We start from the raw sequence: 14,377 nt of genomic DNA, 5'->3' as shown, positions 1-14,377 counted from the left end.
AGAAGCAGATCGGCATCTCGAATATGCCGGCTGCTGCTCCATCCGCTCCCAAGAATCCAGCGGAGAACTTCGGGTCACGATGAAAAGTCCGGACGAATATGTTCGTATCGCGAAATAACCTATATATATTGTATCATAGCCGCAGCCGGCCAGATATACATAATTTTCGGCCGGCATACATTAGTGTTTGCATATCATGTTATTTTATGATGCAATATGCGTTTTTTCGCAAAATATTTTCTTATGAAAGCGGGCTCTCTATTAAATCTTTAACGATTTCTTCAAGCTTCATACCTCTGGACGCTTTGAATAAAATCAAATCGCCTTTTGATGCGTTTTCCTTCACAGCTTGGAGGAGATCTTTTTTCTCAGTGTAATGGCTGACGCGGTCTTTCTCAAAGTGTTTCAGGGCGCCTTCCGCGATAAAAGCTCCCAGTTTTCCGTACGTAAAGACGCGGTCAATTTTCTCAGGGCTGATCACAGCGCCGCACTCTTTATGGAACGTTTCTTCAAGATCGCCGAGTTCAAGCATATCACCGAGCACGAGCATTTTTTTGCCGTAGCCTTCAAGGCTTTCTGTCAATTGAATGGCAGCTTTCATAGAAGTCGGGCTCGCATTATAAGCGTCATTGATTATCGAAAGGCCGCTGTCTGTTTTGATGAGTTCAAGCCTCATCCCGGTTACCTTTAGGCCGCTCAGTCCTTTTGCCGCATCCTCAGGCGCGATGCCAAAATAAGCCCCTGCAGCAATTGCAGCCATGGCGTTCATCACATTGTGCTTGCCGAGTATCGGAATAAAAAACGTTTTTTCTATCCCTTTGATTGTAAAATGGGTTCCTTCCTCACTCTGGCTGACATCCTGAAGCTGATAATCATTATGCGTTCCCGTACCGTACGTTTTCGTCTGGCAGCTGTATGCATTTTGAAGAAGCGGTTCGTCCCCGATATAAATCAGCACTCCGTCTTCTTTAAGCCCGTTTATGATTTCAAGCTTCGCCTCCGCGATGCCCTCTCTAGAGCCGAGGTCTTGCATATGCGATTCGCCGATATTCGTAATCACTGCCGCATCCGGGTTTGCCAGGCGGCTCAAGAGGTCAATTTCTCCTTTGGCGCTCATTCCCATCTCCAATACGGCGATCTCCGTATTTTCAGGCATCGCTAAAACTGTCAGCGGCAAACCGATATGATTATTGAAGTTTCCTCCAGTTTTGTGGACACGGTACTGGGTCCCCAGTACGGCGTGAATCATATCTTTTGTTGTCGTTTTGCCATTGCTTCCGGTTACTCCGATGACACGCGTGCCAAGCTCCTGCAAATAGGCTTTTGCAAGTTGCTGAAGTGCAGTAAGGGTATCGTCCACTAAAATGACGGCGTGATTCTCGGGCGGATTTGGTACTGACCGATCCCAAAGAACAGCCGCTACACCAGCTTCAAAAGCCTGCTCCACAAAAGAGTGGCCGTCAAAACGTTCCCCTTTCAGCGGAATAAAGAGCTGATGTTGTTCCAGTTTTCTTGTATCGGTTGCCACTCCATGAATGACTGTTTGTTCATATTGCGGATTTGCTAGTGTGCCTTCAACCATTTCGGCAATGTTTTTTACTGTTCGCTTAATCAAGTTAGGTCCCTCTCTTTCTTTTGTATATACGGGAAAAAACACTGCCCTTTTACCGGCAGTGTCCTTCTTCATTAGAATGTATGCTTAATCAACTGTTTTTCAGCGTGGCGTTCTTTTGCAAGCTCCACAAGCTGTTCAATCAGGTCAGCATATTCCACTCCGGCTTCTTTCCAGAGCAGCGGGAACATGCTGAAAGGTGTAAAGCCAGGCATTGTGTTGACTTCATTGATTAGAACTTCGCCGTCAGCTGTCAGGAAAAAGTCCGCTCTGACGAGTCCTGAACCGTCGATCGCTTTAAACGCTTTGATCGCCATATCACTGATTGTTGCGTATTCCTCATCAGTCACAATCGCCGGAATCATCAGATCAGTATCTCCATCCTCATATTTCGCTTTGTAATCGTAGAAATCTGTCTTCGGTGCGATTTCTCCCACAACAGAGCATTTAGGATCATCATTTCCAAGAACGCCGATCTCAATCTCGCGGCCGTTAATTCCTTCTTCAACGACGACTTTACGATCATATTGGAAAGCAAGCTCAAACGCTTTTTGCAGTTCTTCACGGTTTCGGCATTTGCTGATTCCGACACTTGAGCCGAGGTTCGCCGGTTTTACGAAGCAAGGGTAGCCTAATTCCTGTTCAACCTGCTCACAGCTTTCTTTCGGAGAACGAGTCCAGTCTTTCTTAAGGAAAGCTGCGTATTTAGCCTGAGCAAGGCCGGCCTGCGCAAATAAATGTTTCATGACAACTTTATCCATGCCAGCTGAGGAAGCAAGCACTCCGTTGCCGACATAAGGAATGTTCAACAGCTCGAGCATTCCCTGGATCGTACCGTCTTCTCCGTTCGGTCCGTGGAGGAGCGGGAATACGACGTCGATGGCTTCATTTTGCTGTGACGCTTCCTGCGGAAACATCTCCTGGTTCAGGGCAGCTGGAGAAAAAGCACTGCCTCCTTGCTCAAATTGAAGCATTTTCACGTTTGAAACAGGTTCAGTTAAACGGGCGCCTCTAACCCATTCGCCTTTTTCTGTTATATAAATCGGATGTATATCAAACTTCTCAGTATTTAGCGCTTTGATTACAGCCAGAGCTGTCTGCAGGGAAACATTATGTTCTGCCGACTTTCCTCCGTACACTAATCCTAGACTTGTTTTCAATGGATACTCCCCCCACTACAATTCATCTTTACTATCTTATCATTTTCACCGGAAAATGATCTAATTATTTTTGGGCATGCTGATGTTGAATGCATTTGTATGTAATTCCTTTTTATTTTATATTAAAATGGCATTGAAAAGGAGATGTGACATATGAAAAAAATCACAACAAACGAACAATTTAATGAACTGATTCAATCCGATAAAGAAATCATTGTAAAGTTTTATGCTGATTGGTGCCCAGACTGCACACGCATGAATATGTTCATCGGCGATATTTTGGAAGAGTACAACCAAAACGATTGGTATGAGCTGAATAAGGACGAGCTTCCTGACCTGGCTGAAAAATACCAAGTAATGGGCATTCCCAGCCTGCTTATTTTCAAGAACGGTGAAAAAACAGCTCACCTTCACAGCGCCAATGCCAAAACGCCTGAAGAAGTGACTGAATTTTTATCTGAACATATAAGCTAATTCGTTAAACAGCCTTATTTTATGTCGTCAGGCTCTACATGAACATGAACATGAGTGACATCGTGTTCATGTTTTATTTTGTCTTCTACTTCATCCGCCACTCCATGGCCTTCTTCTACTGTAAGCTTCGGATCAACCGTAATGACCATCTCGATATGAACTGTACTGCCTAAATACCTCGCTTTCACATCCTTTAGGCGATGCACATTTTCGATCCTGCCGACGGTCTGTTTGTAAGGCTCAAGATCTTTTAAATGGAAGCCGTCTGTTAAGGAATGTGAAGCGTCTTTAAAGATATCCCACGCAGTTTTGCAAATGATGATGCCGATGATAAAAGCCGTTACCGGATCAATCCACGGCAGCTTCAGCTGGGACGAAAAAACACCGATAAACGCGCCGGCACTTACAAAAGCGTCTGACCTGCTGTCCTTTGCCGCTGCCATCAGGGCAGAGCTTTTAATGGACACTGCCAGCCTTTTGTTATATAAATAGATGCCATACATAAACACAGCACTGCCTAACGCCGTCCATGCCGCGATAAGATTTGGCGTTTCCGTTGTGCCGCCCGCAATCGCTTTTCCTCCGCCGATTAACACTTCAATGCCGACTGCCATCATAATAAAAGACGCAACAAGAGACGAAATTGTTTCAGCCCGATAATGGCCGTATGGATGATCGCTGTCTGCCGGTCTTTGAGAAATCCGCAATCCTATCAGCACCGCTACTGACGCAACAATATCTGTTCCATTATTTAACCCGTCTGCTCTCAGCGCTTCAGAATGATATAGAATCCCGATAACTAGCTTTACAACAGCAAGGATGACATATGCAAAAATATTGAGGAGCGCCCCTTTTTCTCCCTTTTTCAGATTTTCTGTCCGCTCCATTGAATACCAGCCTCCATTCTATTACATAGTATGGTTCAAAACATGAAAAATAGCAGGGTGCGTTCAATGAAGCGGAATATTTCGACAGCAAATTATTGCCCGGGAAACTTTTTGTCGATTTGTTGAATGTTTGTAAATTGGCCAAGAATAGGACTCTTTTCATCTTTACAGGCTATTGCGGACATTGTATACTGAAGTTAATTGATAATGATTATCAATATCGTTTGATTGGAGGTTGGTGACACAATGACACCTCAGTCTGCAGAAATCAGAAAAAAACAGCTCATTCATCTGTTAATACAGAATGGTATATACAAAAAGTCAAAGCGTCATCTGTATGAATTGTCGCTGACGGAGTTAGAAAGTGAATACAAACATGTCAGGAGGGCGCCGGAGCATGCCGAAGCGTAAAGTGAAAACTTACCAACAGCTGATCCAGGAAAACAAAGAGGCGATTATGGGCAATCCAAAGCTGATGAACGTTATTTATGACAGAATTGACCGCAAGCATCAAAAAAATCTGCAAGAGCAAAACAATACATAAAAAGAGCCGGTAAGGCTCTTTTTTTATGACTCAAATGCTTCAGCTGCCAGCTTGTGTATCACGGCGTCATCCATCGGCGGGTTGTGAAGACCGGCGCGCACATCACGGTAATAGCGCTGAAGCGGGTTGGTTCGTTCCAGGCTTTTGGCCCCGACAATTCTCATCGCTTTATCAACAACAGACAGCGCAGCGTTTGTGACGATATGTTTCGCCGCACCGAGCTCGCTGGTCAAGTGTGGACGCCGCTCCGGATCGTCATACAATTGAGCGATATGGAAAAGAAAGTGTCTGGCATTGAGCAGTTCAAGCTCCATTTCGCCTGTTCTTTGCTGTACGGCCGGGACATTCTTGATCGGTCCATTCAAGCTGTTTGGAGAATACTCAGATGCAAATTGCACTGCATAGTCACGAGCAGCTTGAGCCACACCAAGATAAATCGCAGGAATGTGAAGCAGCCAGCCATTGGGCTTAGCTCCACGAGGCCCTTGAAGCAGTTCCACCAGCTTATTCTCATCAAGCATTACTTCGTTCAGTACAAGGTCATGGCTCCCAGTCGCCCGCATCGCCATCATATCCCACGTCTCTTCAATCGACAAGCCGGGATCATCTTTATGAATGAGAAACACGCCTGTTGTTTGTTTGTCCTCAATCCATGCGGTTACTAAAAAATAATCCAGAGCTTGTGACATCGTCGTAAAGGTTTTTCTCCCGTTCACTGCCCATTTGCCATCCTTTTTGACGGCGTGTGTACCGGGACGCCCTCCTCTTGTCGGGCTTCCGGTTTTCGCTTCAGTCGCCGCCCTGTTAATGACGGCTCCGTTTTGGACTTCCTTGGCAACAAATGCAAATACGTCTTCATCCCAGCTGTTGCCTTCTCCAAGCTCCCCGATCACGCTCAAATGCCAGCCGATGCTAAGAGCCGTCGGAGCATCTCCCCGTGCAAGCCGTTCTTGAAACAAGAGCATATCGTAAACAGAAATGCCCCCTCCGCCATGAGATGCCGGCAATGTTAATGCTGTATACCCAGCATCACGCAGTTTTTGTATTTTCTCTGCAGGAAAACGTCCCTGTTCGTCATCTTCAGCAGCTGTTTGCTGAAATTCATCCGCAATCCGTCCGATTTTCTCCATCCATTGCCGCTGTTGATCGTTTTGTATAAATAATGACATCCGGCAGCCCCCCAGTTTTAATTCCGATAAATTTAATATGTATTATAGATTTCCTGCCATTTTTCCGCAACTGTTAACCTTTTGCCCAGTATAGAAAAACACGCCGTTCCCCAAGGGAACAGCGCGATTACACAGGATTTGCATCCCGGTCTTGTTTCATGCCGAGATAAATCAGCATATATGTCAGGTAACCCATCGTCATCACCAGGCCGCCAAAGAAAAAGCTTGAGAAAATCGGCTCTTCAAAAGCGGTCACTGCGGCCAACACAATCCAGCTGGCATACAGATAGATGATAAAATAGCGGATGCCCGTCTTCATTTTATATATCATGTACAGTCCCACGAGAGAAAACAACCCAAGCGCGAGCCTGAAATAAACAAGATGTTCAAACTGAAACATGAATGACACAAATGAGAATCCAAGCAGCAATACGATCGGTAAAGCGGTAATAAAGTTCCTCAATCGAGACACCTCCGTCAGTACCTTTAGTATAAACCAAAATATCAAATGATATTGATTTACGTGAGCTTTTTCACAAAAATGTCATTCCTTGCCTTTAGACCCGAACATCCCGTTTACAGAAGCACCACCAGCCAACAACGATGAAGAATATGGCATGTATGATGAGAATTCCAATTGAAAACAATGGCGTCATGCCTGAAAACAACGCTGTCTCTCCGCTTCTGTATTGCGTAAAGTCAGTGTTCGCAAAAAGCAAAAAGCTGCCCCACTTGTTTTCAAACAACTTCATGAGCTGAACAAGTGTACTCGCTCCGTATAAAACGACAAAAGAAACAACAACTGCTACCGCGCTGTTGCGGAACAGCGAAGAACAAAGCAGCCCGAATAATCCCATCATTACAGCTTCAAGCCAGTTTGACCCGATCAGCGCCAAGGTGTTGACCAGCAATGTCTTTGATTCCGCAGTCACCGATGTGCCAAAAAACACAAGACCGAATAATAATGCCAGAATGTAGTATGCCAGATACAAATAGAAGCTGACCATCACGACTGTGATTAATTTTGACCAAAAGACCTTTTGGCGTTTAACCGGACGAATGAGCAAAAATTTGATCGTCTTTTTATCAAATTCCATCGAAACAATTGTTGCTGCAATTACGATCGTTAAAGCCTGCAGCAAAATGTTCAGGCTCGGTGTATACGATAAATAGCCGATGAAGTTTTCATCTGTTCCGGCACTGATGACAATCCGTTTAATGATCAAAGCCATGAAGAATTGAAAGACAGCCATCAGGATAAGGGAAACCAAAGTGACCTTCCGATTAAAAAGTTTCATATGTTCATTCCAAATTAATTTAGACAAGCTCTTCTCCCTCCTCTTGATGAGCGGTCGTCGCTTTTATAAATTCGTCTTCCAGTGATTGCGTGTAAGGCGTAATGGAAAATACATTCAGCCCTTGTCCGACAAGTGATCGGTTCAGCTCCGGTATGTTTTCTTTTGCCACCTCAACTACAATCGTCCCGTCTTGGCTCTCAGCTTGATATTGATTGCCTGTCAGCCAATTGAGCGCTTTTTCTTGCGGCTGCACTTCTATAATCGCTTTTTCTGTGGTTTGATCAGTTCCTTGTAAGCTGACTTCCGCTTTGATCTCACCTTTTTGAATGATGATGACACGGTCGCACAAGTCTTCAACCTCGCGCAATAAATGAGTGGCGAACAGGACAGCTGTTCCTTCCATTTCTGCGAGCTCCTTAATATGATCGCGAAAATCCTTCATCCCCGCAGGATCGAGGCCGTTTGTCGGTTCATCTAGAATAAGAAGCTTCGGCCGGTGAAGAATTGCCTGGGCGATTCCAAGACGCTGGCGCATCCCAAGGGAATAGGTTTTCACCTTATCATGAATCGCTGACGTCAGCCCGACACGTTCCACCACTTCATCAAGCCGTTCATCCGCTATTTTTTTGTGCATATTCGCAAAGTGCTTGAGGTTTTCCCAGCCTGTCAGGTACGGATAGAACTCAGGGTTCTCAACAATCGCTCCAACCGCTCCCATCGCTTTTTCAAACTCTGTATCATGCTGGAATCCGCTGATTGTCACGCTTCCGCTGTTTTGTTTCAGCAGCCCGACGATAATACGGATGAGTGTTGTTTTTCCGGAACCATTTGGACCGAGAAGGCCGATGATTTCACCCTCCATGACGTCCATGCTGATCTGTTTTAAAATCTGTTTAGACCCAATCTTTTTATCGAGACCTTCAATATGTAAAATCGGCTCAGCCATAAAGCCTTCCTCCTTTTTCGACAAAAAATAAACAGTGCCCAACATTAGGCACTGTTTGTATTATAGCATTTGTTGCTTCCAAATGTTTGGTTAAACCGATGATGAGCGTTTACTCCGACTGTTTGTTCTTTTCAGTTTCTGTAATGATGACAGGCATTGTCACCTGTTGTGTTCACCACTGTGCGAAGCAATGCCAAGCTCCGATTCCGAGTCTTAATTCCATGCCCTGAACAGGCAGGCCGGCAGATCGAGGCACACTCATTATTCGATTTTAAACTTTATCGCTATTCTCTCGGGGTCCTTTAGACCTATCTTCCTTGTTGGTGACATCCAGAATATCAAGGAGAAACACAAAGATCGGAATCCCGATAATCAACCCCCAAATGCCGAAAAAGTGTTCAGAGAAAATAAGTACTGTGAAGGTGAAAAAGATTGGCAGCTCTGTTTTCGCCGACATCAGCTTCGGATTTAAGAAATATGTTTCGATCGCATGAATGGCGAATATGACAAGGACAATGTAGAGCACATACATTCCACCGCCAGTGCTGTAGGCGATAATGCTGAGCGGAATCAGGGAAATGACGACGCCTGCTACAGGGATCAATCCAAGGAAGAACACCATAATCGAAAGCCCAAACAGCTGCGGAAAATGCATAATCCAAAGCGCGATAAACGTCAGAATACAGTTGACGAGCGCAATGATAAATTGAGCCTCGAGCACCTTGCCGAACGTTCTTGCAAATTTGCTTCCGAAAAAAGCAATCTCCTCATAAAAGACCCTAAGTTTGCTCGTTTTAAATTTCGCCATGAATTCAGAAAGCCGTTTTTTCTCAAATAAGAAAAACATGCTAAGAATGAGCGCCATCACGACCTGCAAGCCGAATGTGCTGATATCGGCCAGATACGTATACACTACATTGAAGCCCTCTTTGACATATGAACTGATGTTAATATCTCCGAAGACACTGGTGATCTCATCAAAGAAAGGGATGCTGTCAGGATGATACGCAATATGTTTAATCTGCTTTACCAGCTGCTGGATCTGCGCCGCGACGACCGGATAAAACACAAAGCCCCCGACTGTAAGCAGCACAGCCAGCAACATGTAAAGAAACGTAATGACAACCCGCTGGCTCACGCGGAAGAACTGGCTTACAAACTGCCGCACGACAAGCTCCAAACGATCCATTAGAAATGTGAAAATGAAGGTAAGCAATATTAAGTTGATCATGCTCTTAAATAGATATAACACACCAGTTAACACGACAAAGATGGAGAAACGCCTTACTCCCGGGTGCTGAAAAAATTTAACTAAAGCGGCCATTTATACACTCCTGTTAGGACAAACGTCCTTCATTCAATATAGTATCCATTTGTAAATTATATAACAAAAAAATGCTGAGGTCTCTGTCCTTACCTTAATAATTCTTAAACAATTAAAAAAACGGCCCCATGGATGGGCCGTTTTTTTTCAGACTGCTGTTTTCATTTTTTTCATGCCTTCAACAGCCTCTACGCTTTTTGCTTCATCAAATTCATTTTCGCTTTTGGCAACAATGATCGTGGCGATTCCGTTTCCGATCAGGTTCACAATGGCTCTTCCTTCACTCATGAAACGGTCGACCCCGAGCAGGAGTGCAAGCCCCTCCAGCGGAATGACCTGCAGCGCTGACAGCGTTGAGGCAAGGACGATAAATCCGCTTCCCGTCACACCTGCCGCTCCCTTCGATGTCAGCATCAGAACGAGGATAATCGTAATTTGCTGGCCGATGCTGAGGTCTACTCCAAACACCTGTGCCAAAAAGACAGTCGCCATTGATAAATAAATGGATGTGCCGTCGAGGTTAAACGAATAGCCCGTCGGAATAACTAGCCCGACAACGGATTTGGAACAGCCGTAGCGCTCCATTTTATCCATCATACGCGGAAGCACCGATTCGGAAGAGCTTGTGCCAAGCACGATCAAAAGCTCATCCTTAATGAAGCGAAGGTAATTCCACAGGCTGAATCCGTAAAGCTTGCAGATGATATTTAAAGCAACAAATACGAACAGGAACATCGTAATATAAACAGACATCATTAAGCTTGCCAGCGGTTTGATGGAATCGAGCCCGAAGTGTCCGATTGTATACGCCATCGCCCCGAATGCCCCGATTGGCGCGGCACGCATAATGTAGCCGATAATTTTGAAAAAAACGTGAGAAACCTTGTCGAAGAAATCAATGACGCTTTTCCCTTTTTCACCTAATGCCGCAAGACCCACTCCGAAAAGAATAGAAAAGAATAAGACCTGCAAAATGTCCCCTTTTGCGAAGGCATCAACCATGTTGGACGGAACAATGTGTGTAATAAATTCAATCCAGTCGATTCCCTGACCGCCATTTTGCGTGTATTGTGATACATCTCCCTTTTCAAGCTTGCTGTAATCAAGACCTGCACCCGGCTTCATAATATTGACGACAAATAAACCGATAATGAGTGCGAGGGTGGTGACAATCTCGAAATAGATAAACGCTTTTCCCCCTACTTTTCCAACCTTCTTCATATCGCCCATTTTTGCAATCCCGAGAACGATTGTGAAGAAAATGATTGGTGCGATCACCATTTTAACAGCGTTGATAAATGTATCGCCAAGCGGTTTCATTTCTTTGCCGACATCCGGCCAGACCAGCCCGACAATGACCCCGATGATGACCGCGGTTATGACCTGAACTGTTAAATTTTTAAACAGTTTCATATCCTTCATCCCCCTGTCCTATTCGCCTTTTGTGTCTTTCTTACTAGAATGATAGCGTTTTCATACAGTCTGGGGAAGTTTATGATCATAACGGACATTTTGGTCTTTTTGGTCTCAGGTTTATCCTTTTAACACGTAGCGGTTGACCGGCCGGCCGACTCCGCCATATTGAACGTCCAATTTGATGATCCCGGTTTTTTCTAAGTAATCAAGATATCGTCTGGCTGTCACTCTGGCGATACCGAGCGCCTTGGCAACCTCTTCAGCAGAAAGGGATGCGGTTTGCTGTTTCAAAAAAGCAGTGACTTCATTCATCGTGAAGTGATTTAATCCTTTCGGCAGATCCTGTACGGCCTGCTGCGGAATATTCAGGATCGCATCGAGCTGTTCCTGGGACAGCGTATCATTCGCTTCGATTTTTTGTTTATATTGCTTGTACTTTTCGAGTGCCTGTCTCATTCGCTCAAGCTTAAACGGCTTTAAGATATAGTCAACCGCCCCGTTTTGCAGCATGAGTGAGATCGTTTCCTTGTCTTTTGCAGCCGAGACGACAATGACATCCACTTCAAGCTTTTGCTTTCTGATCTCCTGCAAGGTCTTGATGCCGTCTTTTTTCGGCATGTACACATCGAGAATGACGAGATCCGGCTGTTCTTCTTTAATCAGCTTCATGCCTTCCTCTCCGTTTCCTGCCGTTGCACAGACAGTAACGCCTTTAACAGTTGTAATGAAATCCTTATTGACCTCTTGAACCATCGGATCGTCTTCAATGAGCAGAACCTTCCATTCTTTACGAGCCATGCTGTGCTTCCTCCCCCTTCATTGGAAAAACGATAGAAAAAGATGTCCCCTGCCCCGCATGTGAATCAACTTCTATCGTGCCCGATCCTTTGTCTATGATTTGTTTCACTAAATACAGGCCATAGCCTGTGCCGCCAGTTTTATTGACCGTAAAACCTTTGTCATAAAGGCGAGGCATATGTGTCGGTTCAATTCCGCAGCCGTTATCTTCTATTAAAATAGCAAGGATATCATCTGTTTGTTCGATACTAATGTCAATTCGTTTGTCTTCAGATTGAACGGTTTCAAATGAGCCGAAGGCATTTTCAATCAGATTCCCCAAAAGCACGACAATATCATGCTGATCAACATGCTCGGGAAATTGCTGAAGACTGCTGTTTTCATCTATATGAACAGCAATGCCGAGCTCTCTTCCCCTTCTGATTTTACTTAATAGAAGGCCTGCCGCAGCGTCATTTTGAATCGAGCGGTGCAGAAATTCAGTCACATTTTCCTGCTCAGTTGACGCCTGGAATGCAAGCTGCAAGGCTTTTTCAGATTTCCCCAGCTGGATGAGACCGGCGATCGTGTGCAGCTTATTCATATGCTCATGGTTTTGGACACGGAGCGCCTCCACAAAGTTTCTGACACCAGTCAATTCCTCTGCCATCTTGGCCGCTTCCGTTCTGTCCTGAAAAATCGCAACGGCGCCGATCACTTTTTTCTTCATGACGATCGGAATTCTGCTGCTCATGATGACTTTTCCGCTGACACGAATTTCTTCATTATAAACCGCTTTGTTCCGCTCCACGATTTCGGGCAGGCGCGAATCCTTGAGAACCTCCCAAATCACCTTGCCGATCAGATCCCCCTGCACTTCAAAGATCTGTTTCGCTTTTTCATTGAAAATCGTAATGACGAGCCGATTGTCAATAGCGATCACCCCTTCATTCATCGAGTGAAACGTCGCTGTCCGTTCTTCATACATTCGGACAATCTCATGGGGTTCAAGCTGAAACATTTGTTTTTTGATATGGCGGGCCAGCAAAAAGGAACCAGCAAGGCCAAAGCCGAGTGTCAGCACAACGATAAAGGCAATATCACGCTTTAAATGAAGCAGGATGTCAGCGATACCCGGCAGCGTTTTTCCGACAAGCACCACGCCTATTTGGTTCAGGTCTTGATCCTTAACCGGATAAAAAGCGCGAACCGCCGTGCCGATCTCGCCCTTTGCTTCAGAGAAATAAATGTGCTCCGCAAAAGCTGCCTCCTCGTCTGCACCTTCTGATTTCTTGCCAATGCTTGTGCTGACAGGATGCGTATATCGGATGTGATTCATATCCATGACGACAATATAGTCTGCTTCATTAATCATCCTGATTTCTTCAACCGCATGGCGAACAGCTTCTGTTTGTTTTTTTCGCGCCAAGGCTTCTTTCACTTCTGTCATCTCTGACACCGTCCGGGCCGTATTCATCAGCCGCTTTTTCAGCTCCCGCTCCTCTGTATGCTGAATGTTGCCGATGAGCACAATGCCGCCGATCAAAAAGGAGAAAATGACGAGTATATAGGATAAGATCGTGATTTTCCAACGGATTGAGAGCTTCTTTTTGTTCATCAGCTTCTCCTTTCAGGTCTTTACGAATGTCATTGCCCCCATTATCCTTAACATAGGGGAGGGCTTTTCATGAAGAGTTTGCTTGCATGTCTCGCACTGATGATCGCTGGAATTGCAACCGCTTTATTTATCGGATTCCATGATCATACCGGCAATAAAAAGATTGTTTATGATGACGACCAGGAAGGCCTGCAGGATCAAATCATGTTTAAATTCAGCCACGTGGTTGCTGAAAATACGCCAAAAGGGCTGGCCGCCAATAAATTCGCTGATCTGGTGAACGAAAAATCAGGCGGGAAAATAAAAATAGAAGTATTTCCGAATGGAAGCCTGTACTCGGACATTGAAGAAATTGAAGCATTGCAAAACGGCGATGTTCAATTTATCGCCCCCTCCACATCGAAGCTCGGCATGCTCTCGCCTGAATGGGGAGTGCTTGATCTGCCGTATGCATTTACAGATTACAACGCCGTCAAAAAAGGGCTGAACGGAAGCATCGGCACACAGCTCTTTGATTCTCTAAAGAAAAACCAATTAAAAGGACTGGCCTATTGGACGAACGGCTTTAAGCAAATCACAACAAATCAAGGGCCGGTCAAAACACCGGATGATTTAAAAGGGCAGGATCTGCGCATTATGCAAAGCGATGTGATTGAGGATCAGTTCAAGCTGCTTGGCGCAACACCTCATCAGGAATCCTTCAATTCTACCTTTCAGCTGTTAGAAAACAATGTAGTCGATGGCGAAGAAAATACAATTTCAAACATCTATTCTAAAAAATTTTATAATGTTCAGGACTATTTGACAATAAGCAGCCACGGTTACCTCGGCTACGCTGTCATGACTGATGAACACTTCTGGAAGGCGCAAACACCAGAAACAAAACGCATTTTGACTGAAGCGATGAAGGAGACGACGGAGTGGAATGAAACGTATGCCGAACAAATGAACAAAGAGCAGCTGGAAGAAATCAAAAAGAATTCTGCTATACATATTTATGAGCTGTCAGATAAAGAGAAACAAGAATGGATGAAGCGTCTTGACCCTGTTTACCGGCAGTATGAGCCCATCTTTGGCCGGGAGCTGATCCGGGAACTGTTGGAGCTGCGAAAAGATTCATAGTTCCCATCTCGATACGCTGTTTTTCGTTTA

Annotated in this window: 15 protein-coding genes; 4 read left to right on the top strand and 11 right to left on the bottom strand. The window is 45.0% G+C overall.

Features of this window, described 5'->3' with window-relative positions; all coding sequences use genetic code 11:
- Nucleotides 1-241 precede the first annotated feature (241 nt).
- A complete protein-coding gene (locus tag MHH82_RS39340) occupies nt 242-1,615 on the bottom strand; it encodes a UDP-N-acetylmuramoyl-tripeptide--D-alanyl-D-alanine ligase (RefSeq protein ID WP_072175537.1) in 1,374 nt (457 codons plus the stop codon).
- Nucleotides 1,616-1,686: 71 nt separating this feature from the next.
- The gene (locus tag MHH82_RS39335) at nt 1,687-2,772 is read right to left on the bottom strand and encodes a D-alanine--D-alanine ligase (protein ID WP_014475870.1); all 1,086 of its coding nucleotides are present in this window, start codon (nt 2,770-2,772) and stop codon (nt 1,687-1,689) included.
- Nucleotides 2,773-2,925: 153 nt separating this feature from the next.
- Between MHH82_RS39335 and MHH82_RS39330 the strand changes: the two genes are divergently transcribed.
- On the top strand, nt 2,926-3,246 hold the full coding sequence (locus MHH82_RS39330) for a thioredoxin family protein (protein WP_003234326.1): 321 nt from the start codon (nt 2,926-2,928) through the stop codon (nt 3,244-3,246).
- A gap of 14 nt (nt 3,247-3,260) precedes the next feature.
- Here MHH82_RS39330 and MHH82_RS39325 read toward each other — a convergent pair whose 3' ends face one another.
- Nucleotides 3,261-4,133: a cation diffusion facilitator family transporter gene (locus MHH82_RS39325; RefSeq protein WP_072175531.1), complete on the bottom strand. Its 873-nt coding sequence runs from the start codon at nt 4,131-4,133 to the stop codon at nt 3,261-3,263.
- Between the two features lie 246 nt (nt 4,134-4,379).
- On the opposite strand from MHH82_RS39325, the gene MHH82_RS39320 reads away from it, so the two are divergent.
- Nucleotides 4,380-4,544, top strand: a complete 165-nt coding sequence (locus MHH82_RS39320) for a Fur-regulated basic protein FbpA (RefSeq protein WP_003225157.1) — start codon at nt 4,380-4,382, stop codon at nt 4,542-4,544.
- The gene (gene fbpB, locus MHH82_RS39315; protein ID WP_010886410.1) at nt 4,498-4,677 is read left to right on the top strand and encodes a Fur-regulated basic protein FbpB; all 180 of its coding nucleotides are present in this window, start codon (nt 4,498-4,500) and stop codon (nt 4,675-4,677) included. The genes MHH82_RS39320 and fbpB overlap by 47 nt, the downstream gene beginning before the upstream one ends.
- Before the next feature lie 23 nt (nt 4,678-4,700).
- Here fbpB and MHH82_RS39310 read toward each other — a convergent pair whose 3' ends face one another.
- From MHH82_RS39310 to dctS, 8 genes are all read right to left on the bottom strand, one after another.
- Nucleotides 4,701-5,846, bottom strand: coding sequence for an acyl-CoA dehydrogenase family protein (locus tag MHH82_RS39310; RefSeq protein WP_015715274.1), 1,146 nt, complete (start codon nt 5,844-5,846; stop codon nt 4,701-4,703).
- Between the two features lie 127 nt (nt 5,847-5,973).
- Nucleotides 5,974-6,309 (bottom strand): hypothetical protein, encoded by a 336-nt coding sequence (locus tag MHH82_RS39305; RefSeq protein WP_003225151.1) that lies wholly within the window; start codon nt 6,307-6,309, stop codon nt 5,974-5,976.
- A 94-nt stretch (nt 6,310-6,403) separates the two neighbouring features.
- The gene (locus MHH82_RS39300; RefSeq protein ID WP_015715273.1) at nt 6,404-7,171 is read right to left on the bottom strand and encodes an ABC transporter permease; all 768 of its coding nucleotides are present in this window, start codon (nt 7,169-7,171) and stop codon (nt 6,404-6,406) included.
- Nucleotides 7,164-8,090, bottom strand: coding sequence for an ABC transporter ATP-binding protein (locus MHH82_RS39295; protein ID WP_072175530.1), 927 nt, complete (start codon nt 8,088-8,090; stop codon nt 7,164-7,166). Before MHH82_RS39295 ends, MHH82_RS39300 begins: the two co-directional genes overlap by 8 nt.
- Nucleotides 8,091-8,361: 271 nt before the next feature.
- The gene (locus tag MHH82_RS39290) at nt 8,362-9,414 is read right to left on the bottom strand and encodes an AI-2E family transporter (RefSeq protein WP_038827763.1); all 1,053 of its coding nucleotides are present in this window, start codon (nt 9,412-9,414) and stop codon (nt 8,362-8,364) included.
- Between the two features lie 147 nt (nt 9,415-9,561).
- Nucleotides 9,562-10,827 (bottom strand): C4-dicarboxylate transporter DctP, encoded by a 1,266-nt coding sequence (dctP, locus tag MHH82_RS39285; RefSeq protein ID WP_015715270.1) that lies wholly within the window; start codon nt 10,825-10,827, stop codon nt 9,562-9,564.
- Between the two features lie 120 nt (nt 10,828-10,947).
- The gene (gene dctR / locus MHH82_RS39280) at nt 10,948-11,628 is read right to left on the bottom strand and encodes a two-component system response regulator DctR (RefSeq protein ID WP_003234347.1); all 681 of its coding nucleotides are present in this window, start codon (nt 11,626-11,628) and stop codon (nt 10,948-10,950) included.
- A complete protein-coding gene (dctS, locus tag MHH82_RS39275) occupies nt 11,618-13,225 on the bottom strand; it encodes a two-component system sensor histidine kinase DctS (RefSeq protein WP_003234348.1) in 1,608 nt (535 codons plus the stop codon). The genes dctR and dctS overlap by 11 nt, the downstream gene beginning before the upstream one ends.
- Before the next feature lie 69 nt (nt 13,226-13,294).
- On the opposite strand from dctS, the gene dctB reads away from it, so the two are divergent.
- On the top strand, nt 13,295-14,347 hold the full coding sequence (gene dctB / locus MHH82_RS39270) for a C4-dicarboxylate TRAP transporter substrate-binding protein DctB (protein ID WP_072175529.1): 1,053 nt from the start codon (nt 13,295-13,297) through the stop codon (nt 14,345-14,347).
- Nucleotides 14,348-14,377: the final 30 nt, after the last annotated feature.

The organism is Bacillus sp. FSL K6-6540, from assembly GCF_038007545.1.
Note: the sequence above shows the minus strand (reverse complement) of the source record. Positions and strands in the feature narration are given on the sequence as shown.

Excerpts from the sequence above, each read along its gene's own strand:
- MHH82_RS39290 (WP_038827763.1), bottom strand. The coding sequence starts at position 9,414 with ATGGCCGCTTTAGTTAAATTTTTTCAGCACCCGGGAGTAAGGCGTTTC.
- dctS (WP_003234348.1), bottom strand. The coding sequence starts at position 13,225 with ATGAACAAAAAGAAGCTCTCAATCCGTTGGAAAATCACGATCTTATCC.
- dctB (WP_072175529.1), top strand. The coding sequence starts at position 13,295 with ATGAAGAGTTTGCTTGCATGTCTCGCACTGATGATCGCTGGAATTGCA.
- dctP (WP_015715270.1), bottom strand. The coding sequence starts at position 10,827 with ATGAAACTGTTTAAAAATTTAACAGTTCAGGTCATAACCGCGGTCATC.
- MHH82_RS39310 (WP_015715274.1), bottom strand. The coding sequence starts at position 5,846 with ATGTCATTATTTATACAAAACGATCAACAGCGGCAATGGATGGAGAAA.
- MHH82_RS39295 (WP_072175530.1), bottom strand. The coding sequence starts at position 8,090 with ATGGCTGAGCCGATTTTACATATTGAAGGTCTCGATAAAAAGATTGGG.
- MHH82_RS39330 (WP_003234326.1), top strand. The coding sequence starts at position 2,926 with ATGAAAAAAATCACAACAAACGAACAATTTAATGAACTGATTCAATCC.
- dctR (WP_003234347.1), bottom strand. The coding sequence starts at position 11,628 with ATGGCTCGTAAAGAATGGAAGGTTCTGCTCATTGAAGACGATCCGATG.
- MHH82_RS39325 (WP_072175531.1), bottom strand. The coding sequence starts at position 4,133 with ATGGAGCGGACAGAAAATCTGAAAAAGGGAGAAAAAGGGGCGCTCCTC.
- MHH82_RS39320 (WP_003225157.1), top strand. The coding sequence starts at position 4,380 with ATGACACCTCAGTCTGCAGAAATCAGAAAAAAACAGCTCATTCATCTG.